15 protein-coding genes and 1 tRNA gene are annotated in these 18,646 nt (G+C 73.2%); 14 read left to right on the top strand and 2 right to left on the bottom strand.

Going from position 1 to position 18,646, the window contains the following annotated elements; translation table 11 throughout:
• Positions 1-123: 123 nt before the first annotated feature.
• The 7 genes from radA to RQM47_RS00310 all read left to right on the top strand — a co-directional run bounded on the left by radA (position 124) and on the right by RQM47_RS00310 (position 8,272).
• Positions 124-1,545: a DNA repair protein RadA gene (radA, locus tag RQM47_RS00340; protein ID WP_314006940.1), complete on the top strand. Its 1,422-nt coding sequence runs from the start codon at positions 124-126 to the stop codon at positions 1,543-1,545.
• Positions 1,546-1,956: 411 nt separating this feature from the next.
• Positions 1,957-2,913, top strand: a complete 957-nt coding sequence (locus tag RQM47_RS00335; RefSeq protein WP_314006938.1) for a class I SAM-dependent methyltransferase — start codon at positions 1,957-1,959, stop codon at positions 2,911-2,913.
• Between the two features lie 9 nt (positions 2,914-2,922).
• Positions 2,923-3,570, top strand: a complete 648-nt coding sequence (locus tag RQM47_RS00330; RefSeq protein ID WP_311662396.1) for an RNA polymerase sigma factor — start codon at positions 2,923-2,925, stop codon at positions 3,568-3,570.
• 75 nt (positions 3,571-3,645) lie between these two features.
• Positions 3,646-5,244: a hypothetical protein gene (locus RQM47_RS00325; RefSeq protein WP_314006937.1), complete on the top strand. Its 1,599-nt coding sequence runs from the start codon at positions 3,646-3,648 to the stop codon at positions 5,242-5,244.
• Positions 5,241-5,933 (top strand): hypothetical protein, encoded by a 693-nt coding sequence (locus RQM47_RS00320; protein ID WP_314006935.1) that lies wholly within the window; start codon positions 5,241-5,243, stop codon positions 5,931-5,933. Before RQM47_RS00325 ends, RQM47_RS00320 begins: the two co-directional genes overlap by 4 nt.
• A gap of 93 nt (positions 5,934-6,026) precedes the next feature.
• Positions 6,027-7,499, top strand: a complete 1,473-nt coding sequence (locus tag RQM47_RS00315) for an N-acetylmuramoyl-L-alanine amidase (RefSeq protein ID WP_314006933.1) — start codon at positions 6,027-6,029, stop codon at positions 7,497-7,499.
• Between the two features lie 254 nt (positions 7,500-7,753).
• Entirely contained in the window at positions 7,754-8,272 is a 519-nt protein-coding gene (locus tag RQM47_RS00310; protein WP_314006931.1) for an adenine phosphoribosyltransferase, read from the top strand.
• A gap of 12 nt (positions 8,273-8,284) precedes the next feature.
• Here RQM47_RS00310 and RQM47_RS00305 read toward each other — a convergent pair whose 3' ends face one another.
• Positions 8,285-8,683, bottom strand: coding sequence for a RidA family protein (locus RQM47_RS00305; RefSeq protein WP_314006929.1), 399 nt, complete (start codon positions 8,681-8,683; stop codon positions 8,285-8,287).
• A 146-nt stretch (positions 8,684-8,829) separates the two neighbouring features.
• Here RQM47_RS00305 and mnmA point away from each other — a divergent pair, with 146 nt between their 5' ends.
• Together mnmA and RQM47_RS00295 are read left to right on the top strand one after the other, a co-directional pair.
• Entirely contained in the window at positions 8,830-10,050 is a 1,221-nt protein-coding gene (gene mnmA, locus RQM47_RS00300; protein ID WP_314006926.1) for a tRNA 2-thiouridine(34) synthase MnmA, read from the top strand.
• Positions 10,047-10,235, top strand: coding sequence for a zinc ribbon domain-containing protein (locus RQM47_RS00295; RefSeq protein WP_314006924.1), 189 nt, complete (start codon positions 10,047-10,049; stop codon positions 10,233-10,235). The genes mnmA and RQM47_RS00295 overlap by 4 nt, the downstream gene beginning before the upstream one ends.
• Before the next feature lie 72 nt (positions 10,236-10,307).
• On the opposite strand, the gene RQM47_RS00290 is transcribed toward RQM47_RS00295, so the two are convergent.
• Positions 10,308-10,381: transfer RNA gene (locus RQM47_RS00290), tRNA-Pro, on the bottom strand.
• A gap of 368 nt (positions 10,382-10,749) precedes the next feature.
• Here RQM47_RS00290 and RQM47_RS00285 point away from each other — a divergent pair.
• From RQM47_RS00285 to RQM47_RS00265, 5 genes are all read left to right on the top strand, one after another.
• Positions 10,750-13,524 carry a valine--tRNA ligase gene (locus tag RQM47_RS00285; protein WP_311662388.1) on the top strand — a complete coding sequence of 925 codons (2,775 nt, stop codon included), beginning with the start codon at positions 10,750-10,752 and terminating at the stop codon, positions 13,522-13,524.
• A gap of 12 nt (positions 13,525-13,536) precedes the next feature.
• On the top strand, positions 13,537-13,998 hold the full coding sequence (locus RQM47_RS00280) for a DUF6174 domain-containing protein (RefSeq protein WP_311662387.1): 462 nt from the start codon (positions 13,537-13,539) through the stop codon (positions 13,996-13,998).
• Positions 13,998-14,465: an FxLYD domain-containing protein gene (locus tag RQM47_RS00275; RefSeq protein ID WP_311662386.1), complete on the top strand. Its 468-nt coding sequence runs from the start codon at positions 13,998-14,000 to the stop codon at positions 14,463-14,465. The genes RQM47_RS00280 and RQM47_RS00275 overlap by 1 nt, the downstream gene beginning before the upstream one ends.
• A gap of 121 nt (positions 14,466-14,586) precedes the next feature.
• Positions 14,587-15,105: a hypothetical protein gene (locus RQM47_RS00270; RefSeq protein WP_311662385.1), complete on the top strand. Its 519-nt coding sequence runs from the start codon at positions 14,587-14,589 to the stop codon at positions 15,103-15,105.
• A 309-nt stretch (positions 15,106-15,414) separates the two neighbouring features.
• Positions 15,415-18,642: a SusC/RagA family TonB-linked outer membrane protein gene (locus RQM47_RS00265; protein WP_311662384.1), complete on the top strand. Its 3,228-nt coding sequence runs from the start codon at positions 15,415-15,417 to the stop codon at positions 18,640-18,642.
• Positions 18,643-18,646: the final 4 nt, after the last annotated feature.

The following is an 18,646-nucleotide window of genomic DNA, read 5'->3' as shown; positions in this document are numbered from 1 at the left end:
GGGCCGTCTCCGGCTCGTGCCGCGCTCGGCCCCGCCGAAGCTACGCGGGCGCCGCCCCGCCCGCCGGGGCCGCCCCGGTCTCCTTCCCCTCTCGATCTCCACCCCGCCCCCGCGCGCCGCCCGATGGCCAAAGCCAAGACCCAGTACGTGTGCCAGGACTGCGGCCACTCCTCGATCCGCTGGGAGGGCCAGTGCGGCGGGTGCCGCGCGTGGAACACGCTCGTCGAGGAGGCCGTGCCGACGGCCGTCAAGGCGCCCGTGCTGCGCTCCGGCGGGCGGGGCGGGGCGAGCAACGGCGCGGCGGGCGGCGGCGGCTCGGCGCCGCGCATGGCCGGCGCCTACGGGGCGGCCCGGCCGCAGCGGCTCAAGGACGTGACGATCGCCGAGCGGCACCGGATTTCGACCGGGCTCGGCGAGTTCGACCGCGTCATGGGCGGCGGCGTCATGGTGGGCAGCCTCACGCTCGTCGCCGGCGACCCCGGCATCGGCAAGTCGACGCTGATGACGGAGCTCGGGCGCGGGCTGGACGGCGAGACCGTCCTCTACGTGACCGGCGAGGAGAGCGCGCAGCAGGTGAAGCTGCGCGCGCGGCGCATGGGCGTCGACACGGACGCGCTGTTCCTCTTCCCCGAGACCAACGTCGAGGCCATCCTCGCGGCGGCCTACGACCTCCAGCCGGACGTGATGGTCGTCGACTCGATCCAGACTGTCTACCGCCCCGACCTCACGAGCGCGCCGGGGTCCGTGGCCCAGGTCCGCGAGTCGACGGCGGCGCTCCTCGACGTGACCAAGTCGCTGCCCACGACCACGTTCCTCGTGGGCCACGTGACGAAGCAGGGCTCGATCGCCGGGCCGCGCGTGCTCGAACACATGGTCGACACGGTCCTCCACTTCGAGGGCGACCGGCACCACGCCTACCGCATCTTGCGCGCGGTCAAAAACCGTTTTGGGGCGGCCAACGAGCTCGGCGTGTTCGAGATGCGCGAGGGCGGGTTGGAGGAGGTCGGCAACCCGAGCGCGCTGTTCCTGTCCGAGCGCCAGTTCGGGTCGTCGGGGTCGTCGGTCGTGTGCGCGCTCGAGGGCACGCGCCCGCTGCTCGTCGAGGTCCAGGCGCTCGTGGCGCCGACGTCGTACAACACGCCGCAGCGGACGGCGACGGGCTTCGACGCGAAGCGGTTGCAGGTTCTCCTGGCCGTGCTGGAGAAGCGCGAGGGGCTGCGGTTCTCGCAGCACGACGTGTTCCTCAACGTGGCCGGGGGCGTGCGCCTGGAGGAGCCGGCCGTCGACCTGGGCGTGGCGCTGGCCGTCGCGTCGAGCTTCCGCGACGTCCCGCTCGACAGCTCGACGGCGATCGTGGGCGAGGTGGGCCTGGGCGGGGAGGTCCGGGCCGTGGGGCGCATCGAGGCGCGGCTCGCCGAGATCAAGCAGCTGGGGTTCGAGCGGGCGCTCGTGCCCAAGGCGAACCTCAAGGGGCTCCAGCCGCCGGACGGCCTGGAGGTGCTCCCGGTGCGGCGGCTCGCCGAGGCGCTGGACCTGATCGGGTAGCCGCCCCGCCCGGGCGGGGCGGTGACGCGGAGCGGGGCGGGGGTTTTGCCTGCTCGGGACGAGGCGCCCCCCGGGCGCCACCCCGCCCCGACAAAGGTTGCTCCCACAAAAAAAGAAGCCCGACCGCGGGAGGCGGTCGGGCTTCGGAGACGGCCGGGCCGCGGCTAGACGGCGGGCGGGAGCACGGGGCGGGGAGGGGGAGCGCCGAGGCGCCCGGGGCCGCCGTGCCGCCGCCGATGAGGGGGGCCAGGGGGTCGAAGGGCGCGCGGTGTACCGGGGCACCCCCAGGTCGTTCCGCCGCCGAATCGCGTTGGGGGTTTCCCCGCCGTCCGCCTCGGGGACCAGTGGGTCCGGCGCCGACGGCCGCCCCGCACCTGTAGCTTTCGAGACCGCCCCGCCCGCCGCTCCCCGTTGACCCTGCCGCGCTCCGTCTCCACCGCCGCCCTCCGCGCTGCGCTCCGCCTGGGCGGGGCGGTCCAGGCGCTGCCGCCCCGCCCGGCCGCCGTCGTCCGGCGGGCGTCGGCGCTGCGCCTCACGGCGGACGAGCGGGCGGCCGAGGCCCGGATCGACGCGCTCCGCACCACCCTCGCCGGCTCGACGGACACGGTCGAGGTCGTGGACTATGGGGCGGGCACGCGCGGCGGCGCGCGGCCGCCGGCGCGCGCCGTGGCCGACGTCTACCGCCGCGCGGCGACCGGGCCGGCGTGGGGGCGCTTCCTGTTCGGGCTGGCCCGCGCGCTCCGCCCCGCCCGCGTGCTCGAACTGGGCACGAACCTGGGCGTGGGCTCGGCGCACCTCGCCGCGGCCCTCGCGCTCAACGAGGCCGAGCGGGGCGGGGTGGCGGGGCGGCTTGTGACGCTGGAGGGCGCTCCCGCGCTCGCCGCCCGCGCCGAGCGCGCCCTCGCCGACCTGGGCCACGCCGACCGCGCCCGCGTCGTGGTCGGCCCGTTCGCCGACACGCTTGCGGACGTGGCGCGGGCCGAGCGCTGGGACCTCGTCTTTATCGACGGCCACCACGAGGCGGCGGCGGCATTGAACTACGTCCGCACGCTGGCGCCGCACCTCGCGCCCGGCGCCCTCGTGGTCCTCGACGACGTCGAGCCCGGCCGGCCGGTCCGCCGCGCGTGGCGGGCGCTGCGGGCGGGGCGGGTCCCGGCGCTCCGGGGCGCGGCCGCGTTCTACGCCGGGCGCTACGGGCTCCTGTTCGCCGCCCCGCCCGCCCGGCTCGTCGGGGCCACGCCCGCCTCTGAAGATGGGGGCAGTCTGGGGCGGGGCGGCGTGCCCTGGGGAGCCCCTGCGGCGCTCGCGCGTGAGACGGCCGCCGCCCCGCCCGACCCCGCCGGGGCCACCCCCGACTCCCGCGCCTGACCCGCCCTTATGCCTCCCCCTACCGACGCCGACCTCGTCACGGCCTACCTCGACGAGGGCGACCAGCGGGCGTTCTCGCAGCTCCTCGCCCGGCACCAGGAGCGGATCTTCGGCTACCTCATGGGGATGGTCAAGGACCGCGAGGTGGCCAACGACCTGTTCCAGGAGACGCTCTACCGCGCCATCCAGGCCATGCACCGCCGCCGCGGCTCGTACGAGAGCCAGGGCCGGTGGCTCGCGTGGACCATGCGGATCGCCCGGAACGCGGCGCTCGACTGGCTCCGCAGCCGGAAGAAGTTTTCCGACGTCGACGGGTACGGCAATGAGGAAGAGGGGCCGTCGTTCTGGGACCGATTGCCGGACGAGGCCCCCGACGCCGCCGCCCTCCTCAACCGGGGCGACCTGTGGGAGGAGGTCGAGGCGGCCATCGACCAGCTCCCGCCGGAGCAGCGCGAGGTCGTCCTCATGCGGCACCAGTCGGAGCTGACCTTCCGCGAGATCGCCGAGCTCACGGGCGTCTCGATCAACACGGCCCTCGGCCGGATGCGCTACGCGCTCATCAACCTCCGCAAGATCCTCGAGCCCGAGTGGTTCGACGAGACGACGGCCGACGTCCCCGGTGCCCCGAAGCGCGAGCGCGACGAGTCAGTGACGTAATGGCTTACGCGGCTCCGCTCCTCTTCACACACGAGACCGCCGTCCGCGCCGTTCGCTAGGCCCCCCTCCGATCCGATGTCCGACGCCCTCACCCCGCTCCGCCACGTGTACGGCCTGGAGCCCGACGGCGGCTCCGCACCGGGCGCCCCGGGGCACGCCGAGCAAGAGGCGCTCCGCGGGATGGCCCGAGCGCTCGACGCCGCCTTTGCCGCCGCCCCGACCGCGCCGCCGTCCGCGGCCGCTGTCGACGCCGTTCTCGCGTCGGCCGCCGCGGCGTCGGCCGAGCGCGCCGCGGCGAGCGCCGCCGTCCGGTCCGCGTACGACGAGGGGCCGGAGGCGGGCGGGGCGGTCGAGGCGGCCGTCCTCCGCCAGTCGCGCGAGGCCCTCGACCGGGCGGTCGCCGCCCGCCCCCGGCCGCGCCCCGACGCCGCCGCCGTCGACGCCGTCCTCGCGCGTGCCGCCGAGGCCTCGTTCCAGGCCGCCGTCCCGGCGCAGGTCGCCGCCGACCGCCCCGCCCTCGCCCCGCTCGCGGTCGCCTTGGGCGGGGCGGGCGCGTCTTCGGCCGAGAGCGCGCTGCTCGCGCAGAGCCTGGACGCCCTGGACCGGACGCCGCGGCACCGCCCGTCGGCGGCGGCCGTCGACGCCGTGCTCGCCGCGGCCGCCGCGTCGTCGTCGGCCGGTCTGGACGCGGTCCGCTCCGTATACGAGGGCGGGGCGGCGCCCGACGCGCCGGTCGAGCTCGCCCTCTTGTCCCAGTCGCGCGAGGTCATCGACCGCGCGCTCCGCGCCCGTCCGCAACCGCGCCCGTCGGAAGCGGCCGTCGCCGCCGTTCTGGCGCGGGCCGCCGAGGCGTCGGCCGAGCGCGCCGACGAGCCGACGGTGAGCGACCCGGCGCTCGCCCCGCTCGCGCTGGCGTACGGCCTCCCGCTCGCGGTCGAGGCGCCGGCCGGCGGCGCCGAACTCGCGCTCCTCGACGGCACGCAGGCGGCGCTCGACCGTCTCCGCCCCGCCCGCCCCGACGCCGCCGCTATCGAAGCCGTCCTGGCACGCGCCGCGTCGGCCACGCGCCGTCCGGCGCCGCGGGCCGACCGTCCGGCCGCTCGCCCTGAGCGCCGCCGGTTGCCCTCGCGGGTGTGGGCGGGCGGGGCGGCGCTCGTGCTCTCCGCGCTGACGGCGGTCGCCGTGTTCTCGGGCGTGCTGTCCAGTGGCGAGCAAACGCTAGCGCCGGCCGCCTCCGCGGTGGTCGCCGCGTCGGGCGGGGCGGCGAGCGGGCCGGAGCTCGCCGCGGTCGGCGTGGAGGAGGAGGCCGAGCCGCCGACCGCCCCGCCCTCGGCGCCCGCCGTGGCGGCGCCCCAACTCGCCGCCGTCGCCGCGCCGCAGGCCGCCCCGCCCCGCCCGGCACCGGCCGCCGCTCGACGCGCGCCGGCCGCGCGACCGGCTGCGGAGACGCCGCCGTGGGAGGCGAGCGAGGACGTCCGCGCGCTCTCGCTCCGCCTGGAGGAGCTGGACCGATCGAGCGACGGGCTGGCGTGGGACGAGCCCGCCGAAGCGTTCGGGCGGCCCGGCGGGTCGCCGGGCCTGACGTCGATGCCCGGTCTCCAATCCGTCCGCGCGGGTGCCCCGCCGGCCCGCGCGCGCATCGCGCCCACCGATTCGTCCCGGACGCCGCGATGAGCCTTCGCCGTCTCGCCCTCGTTCTGCTGACGCTCGCCGTCAGCACGGCCGCCCGCGCCCAAGACGAGGGCTCCCACACGTTCCAGGTGGTCGGGGGGGAGGTCCACCTCGACGGCCGCGCGCTCCCCGGCGCCGTTCCTCCGTCGCTCGATCTGGCTGGATTGGCGACGGGGGTGCTCGAGTTTAGCGGCCCCGTCGCCCCGGTGCTCCGCGTGGACGGGCGGGCGTACGTGCTGGAGAACGAGAAGCTGGTCCCGCTCGACGAGTCGTCGAAGGCGGGCCAGGGCGTCTACATCCTGGGCGACCTCGGACCCGAGTCTCAGAGCCTCGACAACCTCCCGCAGGACCAGCTGACGCCGATCGTGGAGGCGGCCTACATGCGCAACGTCGAGGAGGCCGACGGGTCGCTCTACTCGAAGATGCGGACCGAACGGACGATGGAGGCCGAGGCCCTCGGCCTCACGCGACGCCTCCTGCGCCTGCCCGACGCCAGCGACGAGCGCGAGCGGCTCCGGGGCGACCTCCGCACGCTGCTCTCGGACGTGCTCGCGCTCAAGCACGAGATCCGCCGGGAGGAGCTCGACCTCGCCCAAGACCGGCTCGACGCCGCCCGGCAGCACCTCCGCGAGCGCGAGGAGAACCACGAGGCCATCGTCACGCTCCGCCTCCGCGAGCTGACGGGGAAGTAGGGCGGGGCGGGAGCCGAGGCACGAGATCGGACGGACGTTGACGGAGCGGGGCAAACTTCCCGTATTCTGTCGTCCGTCGCCGCCGTCCCCCCCATGCGCGCCTTCGCCCTTGCCGCCGCCCTCCTGTGTGGGCCGGCGGCGCCCTCCGTTGCCACCCCGCCCCCGGGCGGAGTGCCCCACGCCGCCCCGCCCGCCCGCGTCGAGGCCGTCTCGTTCGACCGCGACGGCCGCACGGCGACGGTCCGCGTGCACCTGTCGAGCCCGGTCGAGGCGTTCAGCGCCGACGCGCGGGCGGGGCGGCTCGAGATCGTCCTTGACGGCGCCCGCCCCGCCCCGGCGCTCCGGCAGGGCGGGGCGGAGTGGCCGGTCCAGAGCTACCGCGTCGAGGCCGAGGGCGACCGCGTGGTCCTCTCGTTCCGCATCGAGGGCGGGGTGGCGGTCCGGGCGACGGCGGACGCGGGCTCGGACGACGTGATCCTGTCGTTCTCGGACGGCGCCGCGGGTGGGGCTCGGGTGGCGGGGTGGGGCGCCGCCCGCTCGGCTCGGCAGCCGGAGCGCGCCCGGCCCCAGGCGGGCCGAGCGACTCGCAGCGCCGCGGGCTGGCGGCCGGCGGCCGACCCGGTTCGCCCCGACCTCCCCGCGAACGCGGCCCCGGCCCGGACGCCGGCGGCGCGCCCTTCGCCCCGCCCCGCCCCGCGCGCGGAGCCGCCGCGCCGCCAGCCCCCGCGGCCGGCGGCCCCGGCGCCCCGGCCGATGCCGACCGTGGACCCCGCGCCGACGCAGCCCCGCCCCGCCCCGCCCGTGGCGTCCGGGGCGCTGGAGGCTCAGGCCCCGGACGTCGACCTGCCGGACGCCTCGCGGTGGCAGCTCGACACGGTCGTCCTCGACGCCGGCCACGGCGGCCAGGACCACGGCGCGGTCGGGCACGGGACGAGCGACAAGGAGGTGGCGTGGGGCGTCGTGAGCCGGCTCGGCCCGATGATCGAGCGCGAGCTCGGCGTCCGCGTCGTCTACACCCGCGACGACGACACGTTCGTCGAGCTCCGCGAGCGGGGCCGGATCGCGAACCGCTCGAACGGGAAGCTGTTCATCTCGGTCCACGCCAACGCCGCCGGCTCGTCGTCGGCGTCGGGGACGGAGACGTTTTTCCTGGCGCCCCACCGCGAGTCGTCGGCAAAGGACGTCATGGACCGCGAAAACTCGGTCATCGAGCTCGAGAGCCAGCCCGAGCTCTACGAGGACTTCGACGACCAGGGCGACATCCTCCAGGCGATGGCCATGAGCGCGTACCAGGAGGAGAGCCAGACGCTCGCCGGGCTCATCGAGCGCGAGTTCGTCGCGTCCGGCCGGTCGAGCCGGGGCGTCAAGCAGGCGGGGTTCATCGTGCTCTGGGCGGCGTCGATGCCGGCCGTGCTCGTCGAGACCGGGTTCGTCACGAACCCCGGCGACGCCCGGCTCCTGTCCAGCGACGCCGGCCTCGACGCGACGGCCGAAGCCATCTTCCGCGCCGTCCGCGCCTACAAGGAGCGCTACGAGCGCGGCCTCCACCCGCAGCACGGCGGCTGAGGCGTCGGGGCGCGCTCGGCCCGCCCCGCCTGGTTTCGAGCGGTGCCGGATCTGCCCACCCCGCCCTGCGCGGCGGCGCTACAGCCCATGCCCGCCTCGGCGGTCAGGGTGGGGTGGGGCCTTGCCGCCCGAAGCGGACAGGACGCGTCGTGCCCCTCACCACCCCGCCCGTCCCGGTGCGGGCGGGGCGGGGTGGCCGCATCTTCCTTCCGCCTTCCGCCTTCCGCCTTCCGCCTTCCGCCTTCCGCCTTCCGATGCCCGACTTGCTCGCCGCCGTGCGCACGGTCCCCGACTTCCCGAGCGCGGGCGTCGCGTTCAAGGACCTCACGCCGATCCTCGCCGACCCCGCCCTGTTCGAGGCTCTCCTCGACCGCCTGGAGGCGCCGTGGGGCGGGGCGGGCGTCACGCACGTCGTGGGCGTCGAGGCGCGCGGGTTCTGGTTCGGGCCGGCGCTCGCGCTCCGCCTGGGCGCCGGGTTCGTGCCGTGCCGGAAGCCGGGGAAGCTGCCCGCCGCGACGGTCTCGGCGAGCTACGCGCTCGAATACGGCGAGGACGCCGTCGAGCTCCACGCCGACGCCTTCGGACCGGGAGACCGCGTGCTCGTCCACGACGACGTGATCGCGACGGGGGGGACGGCCGCCGCCGTGTGCGCGCTCGTCCGCGAGCTGGGCGCGGACCTCGTGGGCCTGTCCGTGGCGCTCGAAATCCCGTCGCTGGCGGGGCGGGACGTGTTGCCGGACGGCGTCCGCGTCGAGGCCGCGCTCGTGGTGTAGGGGCGGGGCGGCCTAGCGGACGGCGATGCAGCTGATCTCGACCGACGCTCCGCGCGGGAGCTTGCCCACTTCGAGCGCCTCGCGCGCCGGGGCCGCCCCGCTAAAGTAGCGGGCGTAGACCTCGTTGACGGGGGCGTAGTCGTCCATGTCGCGGAGGAAGAGCGTGGCCTGGACGACGTGGTCGAAGTCCATGTCAGCGGCCCGCAGCACGGCCCCGATGTTGTCGAGGATGCGCGTCGTCTCTTCCTGGACGTCGCCCTCGACGAGCTCGCCGGTCGCGGGGTCGAGGCCGATCTGCCCTGAGCAGTAGAGGGTCTCGCCGACGAGGAGGGCCGAGCTGTAGGGGCCGATCGGCGCCGGAGCGCCGGGCGTCTTGATCCGCTCGCGGCGGGAGGGGGGCGGCGGGGTCATAAGTGTAGGATCTCTTGGTCGGCAAGGTCCCTCCCCGCCCGTCGGGGAGGGGCGAAAAGGACGGGAAGCTCTAGCCCTCCACCGGGGGCCGAGCACAGACCGTGCTAGTTTTCCCGCCCCGCCCTTTCCCGCCCCACTCTGACACCATGAGCCGTCACGGCCGTGTCCTCGTCGCCATGAGCGGCGGGGTCGATTCGTCCGTCGCCGCCGGCCTCCTCCACGAGGGCGGCTACGAGGTCGTCGGCGTGACGATGAAGACGTGGGATTATGAGACGTCGCTGGGCGGGTCGGGCGCGTCGCGGAAGCAGTCCGGGTGCTGCTCGCTCGACGACATGAACGATGCCCGGGCGGTCGCCGTCGCCCTCGGCGCCTCACACACGGTCGTCGACATCCGCGACGAGTTCGGCGGCTGGGTCGTCGACCGCTTTGCCGGCGACTACCTGGCGGGGCGGACCCCGAACCCGTGCGTGCTCTGCAACACGCACATCAAGTGGGCCGCGCTCCTCAAGCGGGCCGACGCCCTCGGCTGCGAGCACATCGCGACCGGCCACTACGCCCGCGTCCGCGAGGCCGCCCCGCCGGAGGTGCCCGCCCCGCCCTCGCGTGTGGGGCGGGGCGGGGCGGGGCGGTTCGTGGTCTCGCGCGGGCTCGACCGCGCCAAGGACCAGTCGTACGTGCTATGGGGCGTGGCCCAGGACCACCTCGCGCGGACGCTCCTCCCGCTCGGCGGCCACGCCAAGCCCGAGATCCGCCGGCTGGCGGCCGAGATGGGGTTCGACCACGTGGCCGGCAAAAAGGACTCGTACGAGATCTGCTTCGTCCCCGACGACGACTACCGCGGCTTCCTACGCCGGCGCCACCCCGCCCTCGGCGACCTCGCGGGCGGACCGCTCGTGCACGTCGAGACGGGCGAGGTGCTGGGGGCGCACGACGGCTACCCGTTTTACACCGTCGGCCAGCGGCGCGGGCTGGGGCTCGCGCTGGGCGAGCCGGCCTACGTCGTCCGCACCGAGCCGGCGACGAACACGGTCGTCGTCGGGCCGCGCTCGGCGCTCGCGGCGCGCGCGCTCACGCTGGACGGCGTCGTCTGGGGCAAGACGCCCGGCCTGGAGGGCGCGGGCGGGGAGGTCGAGGCGTGGGGCCAGATCCGCCACCGCGACCCGGGCGCGGCGGCCGTCCTCCGCCAGACGGGCGCGGACACGGCCGAGGCCGTCTTTGCCGAGCCGCGCGCGGCCGTCGCGCCGGGCCAGGCCGCCGTGTTCTACGACGGCGACGACGTGCTCGCCGGCGGGTGGATCGAGTCGGTCCCCGCCCCGCCCTCGGCCGCCTCGCGCGACGGCGCGTTCGTCGCGCTCCCGACGCTGTGAGCGCCGTCCGCGAGTGCCCGTCGTGCGCGATGGAGGTGCCCGCGGACGCCGCGGTGTGCCCGGTGTGCGGCTACGAGTTCCCGGTCCCCAAGGCCGGCGTCCGCGCGAGCGCGTGGCTGTTCGTGGCGCTCATGGTCCTGTTCGCGGTCCCGCTGCTCGCGTGGCTGCTCGGCTGGTTCGGCTAGCCGCCCCGCCCGCCGAGGGCGGGGCGGCATAAAAAAAGCGGCCCCTCCGCGAGAGCAGAGGGGCCGCCGGAGTCGGGATGGCGGGATTTGAACCCACGACCTCCTCGTCCCGAACGAGGCGCGCTACCGGGCTGCGCCACATCCCGAAAGCCTGCACCCGAAGGGCAGGCGGTCCGCAAGGTACGGCGCGGGCGGGGCGGGCCGACGCCGGGCCGGTGAAGCTGGGGCGAACCCGTGGCGCTGCCCCGCCCACGCCACGGGCGGGGCGGATCCTTTGCCGGCCGCCCCGTCCGGCGCGGCGGGCAACCGCGGGACGCCCCTACGACGGCCACCCCGCCCTCGTGCGGTGCGGGCGGGGTGGCGCATCTTCTGCCCGCTGCCCGCTGCCCGCTGCCCGCTGCCCGCTGCCCGCTGCCCGCTGCCCGCTGCCCGCTGCCCGCTGCCCGCGCTTCACCGCGCCTCCCCGCCCACTCGGCTAGCTTCGGCGGTCCACCCGCGCCCGCCGCGCCTGCATATGCCCGAGACCCGCCCCGCCCCGCCCGCGACGCCGCCCGCCGCCCCGGCCGGCTCCGCCTACGAGCCCGCCGCCGTCGAGCAGAAGTGGTACGCCTACTGGGAGGCCGGCGGCTTTTTCCACGCCGACCCCGAGGCCGTCACCGAGGGCGGGGCGGAGCCGTTCGTGATCCCCATGCCGCCGCCCAACGTGACCGGCCGGCTGCACATGGGCCACGCGCTCCAGGACACGGTCCAGGACCTCCTCACGCGCTACAAGCGGATGCGCGGCTTCGAGGCGCTCTGGATCCCGGGCATGGACCACGCCGGCATCGCGACCCAGAACGTGGTCGAGCGGAAACTGAGGGAGCAGGGGCTCGACCGCAAAGAGATGGGCCGCGAGGCGTTCCTGGAGCACGTCTGGGCGTGGAAGGAGGAGTACGGCGGCGTCATCCTGGAGCAGAAGCGGCGCCTCGGCGACTCGTGCGACTGGCGCTACGAGCGGTTCACGATGGACGAGGGCCTCAGCCGCGCCGTCCAGGAGGTGTTTGTGCGCCTCCACGACGAGGGGCTCGTCTACCGCGGCGACTACCTCGTCAACTGGGACCCCGAAAACCAGACCGTCATCTCGAACGAGGAGGTCGACAACGTCGAGCGGCCGGGGCACCTGTGGACCGTTCGCTACCCGGTCGTGGACGAGGGCGGGGCGGAGACCGGCAGGTACGTCGACATCGCGACGACGCGGCCCGAGACGATCCCGGCCGACACCGCCGTCGCCGTCCACCCCGACGACGAGCGCTTTGCCGACCTCGTCGGAGAGCACGTCAAGGTGCCCGCCGTCGACCGCGTCGTCCCCATCATCGCCGACGACTACATCAAGATGGACTTCGGCGCCGGCGCGCTGAAGGTGACGCCGGGCCACGACGAGAACGACTACGCGATCGGCCAGCGGCACGGGCTGGAGACGGTCTCGCTCATGAACCTCGACGGGACGCTGAACGAGGAGGGCGGCCCGTACGCCGGGCTCGACCGCTTCGAGGCCCGCAAACGGATCGTGACGGACCTGGAGGCGGCCGGCCAGCTCGTCAAGACGGAAGACTACCCGCACACGGTCCCCATCTCGTCCCGGTCGAAGGCCGTCATCGAGCCGCTGCTCTCGCCGCAGTGGTACGTCTCGATGGAGCCGCTGGCCCGCGAGGCCCTCGCCGTCGTCGACGACGGGACGGTCCGGTTCCACCCCGCCCGCTGGGCCAACGAGTACCGGCGGTGGATGGAGGACATCCGCGACTGGCCGATCTCGCGGCAGCTCTGGTGGGGCCACCGGATCCCGGTCTGGTACCCGACGAACGCGGACGGCGAGCGCGACGAGGAGAACTTCGTCGTCTCCGTCGACTCGCCTGGGCCGGGCTACGTGCAGGACGAGGACGTCCTCGACACGTGGTTCTCGTCGTGGCTGTGGCCGTTCGCCACGCTGGGCTGGCCCGACGACACCGATGCGCTCCGGGCGTTCTACCCGGGGAGCGTGCTCGTCTCGGGCTACGACATCCTCTTTTTCTGGATCGCCCGGATGATCATGGCCGGCACGCACTTCCTGGGCGAGGCGCCCTTTACGGACGTGTTCGTCACCGGCATGATCAAGGACAAGCAGGGCCGGTGGATGTCGAAGTCGCTGGGCAACGGGATCGACCCGCTCGACACGATCGAGCAGTACGGGGCCGACGGCGTCCGTTTTACGCTCGCCAAGCTGTGCGCCCAGGGCCAGGACATCCGCCTGGACCCGACGACGTTCGAGGGCGGCCGGAACTTCGCCAACAAGGTCTGGAACGCGTTCAACGTGTTCGGCCGCTTCTTGGAGACCGACGAGGCAGGCCGCCCCGTCCGCGACGTCCGACGGCAGCGAGAATTCTCGGGCCTCACCCTTGTCGAGCAGTGGATGCTCACGCGACTTGACGAGACCATCGTCGCCGTCGAGAAGTCTCTCGACGCTTACCGCGTTTCGGAGGCAGTCCAGACCGTGTACGACACAGTCTGGAGGGACTTCTGTGATTGGTACCTGGAGTTGGCGAAGCCTGGTTATGGCGCGGAGATGGATCAGGAGACGCTTGCGTTCTCCGTAGAAGTGTTTGATGCGATCCTGCGGCTCCTGCACCCGTTCATGCCGTTCCTCACTGAGGAGCTGTGGTGGAAGCTTCGTCCACGAGATGAAGGGGAAGCTTGCATCGCTGCCGAATGGCCCTCAGTGAGCGAAGAGGCCGTTGCTCTAAACAAGAGATATCAGGGGGCTCCGCTTCGCTACGCTGATGAGGCCAAGAAGGCGATCGAAAGCTTCACCCTAGTTCAGGAGGTCGTTACGGCCGTCCGCCAGGTGCGGGCGCAGTACAACGTGCCGCCGTCGAAGGCCATCGACGCGCGCGTCCGCGTGGGCGGGGCGGAGGCCGAGGCGACGGTCGCGGCGCTGGAGTCGGCCCGGGGCGACCTGGAGCGGCTGGCGGGCCTGGGCGCGCTCCAGATCGGGGCCGACCTGGACAAGCCCCAGGCGGCGGCGGCCGTCGTCGTGGACCGCCACGAGGTGTTCGTCCCGCTCGCGGGCATGATCGACCTGGACGTCGAGCGCGAGCGGTTGGCGAAGGAGATCGAGTCCAAGCGGCAGTTCCTGGGCGGGGTGGAGAAGAAGCTCCGCAACGAGCAGTTCACGAGCCGCGCGCCCGAGGCGGTCGTCGAGAAGGAGCGCCAGAAGGCGGCCGACGCGCGCGCCGAGATCGACGCGCTCAAAGCGAACCTGGCCGACCTCGGCTGACCCGCCCCGCCCGTGACCCGCTCCGCTGCCCTGGTCCTCCTAGCGCTCGCGCTCGCGGGCTGCGACGGGTCCGGCACCGATCCGGTGGGGGAGGGCGTCGAGGGGCGGACGCCGGCGTCGCTCGCCGAGGCCCGGGCGGCGTGGGAGGCCGGCGGTGTGAGCGCGTACCGGATCGTCTTCGTCCGGCACTGCGAGTGCTCCCACGCCGTCGCCGGCCCCTGGACAGTCGAGGTCCGCGGCGGGCAGGTCGTCGCGGCCACGTCCGAGGGGGGCGCCGGGCAGCGGGTGGAGCCGCGGACCGTCGCCGGCTTCTTCAGGGTCCTGGACGAGGCCTTCGCCGCCGACACAGTCGCCGTCCGGTTCCGCTACGATCCCGCGACGGGCCTGCCCCTCTCCCTGCTCGTCGACTACGCGGCGGAGGTGGCGGACGACGAGCTGTCCGTGCAGGTCCTCGGCTTCCGCGCCCTCCCCTGATGGCCCGCCGCGCCCCCGGGGCCGCAACCCACCCCGCCCTCAGGAACTCCTCAGGCACGGGCGGGGCGGGCGGGGCGTTCTTCGGCCTGCCGCCCCACCTCCTCGGTCCGCCCGTGTCCATTCCGCCGTCCTTCCGCCCCGCCCGCTTTGCCGCCGCGCTCGCCCTCGTCGGGCTGACGGTCCTCGCCGCCTGCGGCGATGCCCCAGACCAAGTCGGCGTCCACGGCCTCGAACTCCAGCGTCGGGGCGGCGGCTACCCGTCGGTCTCGGGCCACGTGGTCAACGAGGGCGGGGCGGCCGCCCGCTCGGTCGACGTTTCGATCACGCTCTACGACAGCGACAGCCGACCCATCGAAGACCTCCTGCTCCAGGTCCGCGACGTGCCGCCTGGGGACTCGGTCCGGTTCGAGCGCGACCTCGACGTCGTGCCGAACTCGGTCAAGCTGAAGTACGTCGGGGTCAACTGAGGCCGCCCCGCTCGGGCGGGGTGGAAGGGGCGGGGCGGTGCCGTAGCGGCGGGCTAGGTTTCCCTTCACGGAATCCTTATCTTGAGGGGCCGGGTCTCGTTCCCAGTGCTCCACGCCGTCTATGACCCGCCCCGCCCGCGTGTTCGCCGCCGCTGCCGTCTGCGTCACGGTAGGGGAGGCGCGCGGAGCGGCCGGGGGCGCTGCTGAGGAAGGCGTGGGCCGATCGGCCCGAGCGGGGTGGCGTCGCGTCCTGGCGCCGGCGCTCGCCGCGGTCCTGGCCGGGTGCGCCGGGGGCGGGGCGGCCGGAGACGACGGACGGCCCCGCTCGAACCGCAACACGATCACGGCGGCCGAGGTGGCCGAGGCGACCACGGTCGGCAACGCGTACCTCCTGGTCGAGCGGCTGCGCCCGCTGTGGCTGCGCAAGCGAGGACCGAGGAGCATCCTGTTCGACCCGGGCATCATCGTTTACGAGGGGACCATGCGGTTCGGGGACGCTGAGTCCCTCCGGTACATCCCCACCATCGATGTCGAGTCGCTCCGGTTTCTTCCCCCTGACCGCGCCATGCTCATCCACGGCGCAGGCCATCCACATGGAGCGATCGTTGTTGAGGTCAAATCGGGTCCCGACGAGGTCTAGCCTTAGGGGGCAGTAGGGGCGCTTCTCATGGGGAGTTGATGAAGGGCGGGGGGCGAGTGTTTTGACCCTGCTCAAGCTCCTGGGGCGCGGGAGAGCCCTATGGTCCTGATTTGGTGAAGGCTGGGCTCAGAGTAAAGCGCTTCCACGTTCCCCCGGCAACGAGAGAAGTGGGCGGAGTGGGTGTGGCGCGGGCCGCAAGAAGGGCTAGCTTCGGCCCCCGACAGAGAGCGGACCGTCCGTGGCCGGCATGGTCCGTGGTTCCGCCCCGCCCGCGGATGGGCGACCGCCTTCCCCTACTCCTTCATGGTCATGTCTAGACTGTTCACCTTCGTCGTCCTCGCCTGCGCCATGCTCGTGGCCGCGGACGCCGCCTCTGCGCAGGCCACGGGCACCGTCCGCGGCGTCGTCACCGACAGCACGTCGGGCGTCGGCCTCCCGGGCGTGAGCGTCCGGCTCACATCGGACACCTCTGTTGGGGCCGCGACGGACGTCAACGGTGAGTACGAGATCCGTGGTGTCCCAACGGGCGCCCAGGTCCTTATCGCCTCCTACATCGGGTACGAGACGCAGACCGTCCCGGTGGTCGTGGGCGAAGGCGAGACCGTCGTCGACATCCAGCTCTCCGACTCCATCTTGCTCGGTGAGGACGTGATCGTCACCGCGCTCGGGATCGAGCGGGCCGAGCGGTCGCTGGGCTACGCCGCGCAGGCGGTCGAGGGGGATGAGCTGAGCAAGGTCCGCGAGACGAACGTGATCTCGTCGCTGTCTGGCCGCGTGGCCGGGGCCAACGTCTCGCAGGGGAGCACGATCGGCGGGTCGGCCCGGATCGTCCTCCGCGGGCCGAGCTCGGTGTCCGGCAACAACGAGCCGCTGTTCGTGGTCGACGGCATCCCGCTCGACAACTCGAACATCTCGGCCCCAGGCCAGTCGACGGGCGGCGGCGGGTACGACTACGGCAACGCCGCCTCGATGATCAACCCGGACGACATCGCCTCGGTGTCGATCCTCAAGGGGGCCTCGGCCGGCGCGCTCTACGGCGCCCGCGCCTCGAACGGCGTCATCCTCATCACGACCAAGAGCGGCCGGCGGGGCCAGGGCATCGGCATCACGGTCAACCAGAGCGTCACGACCGAGAGCGTCTACAACCTCCCGCCCTACCAGAACCTCTACGGCGGCGGCTCGAACGCCCCGTTCAACGTCAACGGCCAGGGCCAGCAGGTGGTCGATTTCGCGACCGACGAGTCGTGGGGGCCGCGCCTCGATGGTCGCCCCGTCCGTCAGTGGTACAGCTACGACGAGGTCAACGGCCTCATGGGGCAGACCACGCCGTGGGTCGCCGCGCCCGATAACGTTCGAGACTTCTTCGACACCGGCGTCACCTCGAACACGAACCTCGCATTCTCGCAAGGCGGTGAGAACTTCAACTACCGGCTCTCGCTCACGAACGTGTCGACGGACGGCGTCTTCCCGGGCAGCCAGCTCGACCGTCGCCAGGTGAGCTTTAACGGGTCGCTCGACCTCACGCCGCGCCTGAACACCACGTTCACCGGCAACTACATCAACAACGGCGCCGAAGGTCGGCCGGGCACGGGCTACGACGGACAGAACGTGTTCCTCCAGTTCAACCAATTCGGCCAGCGCCAGGTCGACCTCGGCGACGGCAGCTACTCGTTCGAGTACGTCCGCCCGAACGGCGTCCAGCGCGGCTGGAACTGGCGCAACCCGGTCGCGGGGACGCTCCAGTACGCGGACAACCCGTACTGGATCTCGTACGTGAACCAGCAGGAGGACTCGATGAACCGGCTCTACGGCAGCTTCGCCGTCGGGTACGACTTCACCGACGAACTCAACCTCCGGACCAACGTCCAGACCGACTACTACACGCAGCGCCGCGAAGAGCGAATCGCGTTTGGGAGCCAGGCGACGCCGCAGTACCAAGAGGGGATCTACGAGGTCCAGGAAACGAGCGCCCGCTCGCAGCTGACCTACGAGACGGATCTGACGCAGGACGTCTCGCTCAATACGTTCGGCGGCGGCGAGGTCCGGTACAACGGGTACTCCCGCAACCGAGGGATCACGCAGGGCGGCCTCAGTGTGCCGGGCCTGTTCACGCTCGAAAACTCGGTTGCCCGCCCGTTCCTGGAGGACTACTTCGAGGAGCTCGCCGTCTACAGCCTCTACGCCGATGCGACGGTAGGCTACCGGGACCTCGTCTACGTCAACGCCTCGCTCCGCAACGACTGGTCGTCGACGCTGCCGGACGGTGACAACTCGTACCTCTACCCGTCGGCGAACGTGAGCCTCGTGTTCTCTGAACTCGCCCCGCTCCGCAACCAGAGTCTTCTGTCGTTCGGGAAGGTCCGGGCCGGGTTCGCGATCGTGGGCAACGACACCGACCCGTACCGGGTCAACCTGACGTACCCGCTCTCGCTCCCATTCGCTGGATCTCCGCTCCAGCGGCTCCCGACGACGCTCCCGAACCCGGACCTCCGGTCGGAGCAGACGACTTCGTTTGAGGCCGGCCTCGAGCTCGCGTTTCTGAACGGGCGGGCTGGTCTCGACTTTACCGCCTACTCCTCGCAGACGGACGACCAGATCCTGGCCGTCGAGGTCTCGCGTTCAACGGGCTACTCGTTCCAGCTCGTCAACGCCGGGACGATCTCAAACCGGGGCATCGAGCTCGCGCTGCGCGCGACGCCGGTCCTCATGGAGAACGGGTTTCAGTGGGACGTCAACGTCAACGCGGCCCGGAACGTGAGCGAGGTCGAGTCGCTCCTCGACGACCTTGAGGTGTACACGCTCGGAAACGCTCCGTTTGGTGCTCGGGTCACGGCCGCCGTCGGCGAGCCCTACGGCGCCATCATCGGCAACGACTTCGTGTACGACGCCAGCGGCAACAAGGTGGTCAACGTCGACGCCGACGGCAACTTCACCAGCTACCGGAGCAACCCGTCCCAGGTCCTCGGGTCCTACCTCCCCGACTGGACGGGCGGCCTCTCGACGACGTTCTCGTACGGGGGGCTCCAGCTGAGCGGGCTCATCGACGCCCAGTTCGGCGGCGAGTCCTACTCGGTGACGAGCCTGTTCGGCCGCTACTCGGGCATCCTCGACGAAACCGTCGAGAGCGACATCCGCGAGCGCGGCATCGTCCCGACCGGCGTCGTCACGCTGCCGAGGGGGACGACGCCGGAGGAAGCGGCCCAGCTGGAGGGGACTCCTGTTGGAGACGGCGCCATTGATGCGGAGACGTACTTCAAGGGGACGTTCGGCCTCCAGGGCGCGCACATCTTCGACATGAGCTTTATCCGGCTCCGCGAGCTCAGCCTCGGGTACTCGATCCCGGCCCGGTACACGCAGCAGATCTCGGTTCAGAACGTCACGCTCTCGCTCGTGGCCCGGAACCTGGCCCTGCTCTACTCGAAGTCCCCGTTCTTCGACCCCGCCGTCGCGCTGAGCGCGTCGAACGTCCAGGGCATCGAGGCCGGAGCCTACCCGCCGGTCCGCTCGCTCGGGCTCAGCATCACGGCCACGCTCTGAGGCC

The sequence above is a fragment of the Rubrivirga sp. S365 genome (assembly GCF_032248475.1).
Classification (GTDB): Bacteria; Bacteroidota; Rhodothermia; order Rhodothermales; family Rubricoccaceae; genus Rubrivirga; species Rubrivirga litoralis.
The sequence above is the reverse complement of the archived record's forward strand: the minus strand, read 5'-3'. Positions and strand labels throughout refer to the sequence as shown.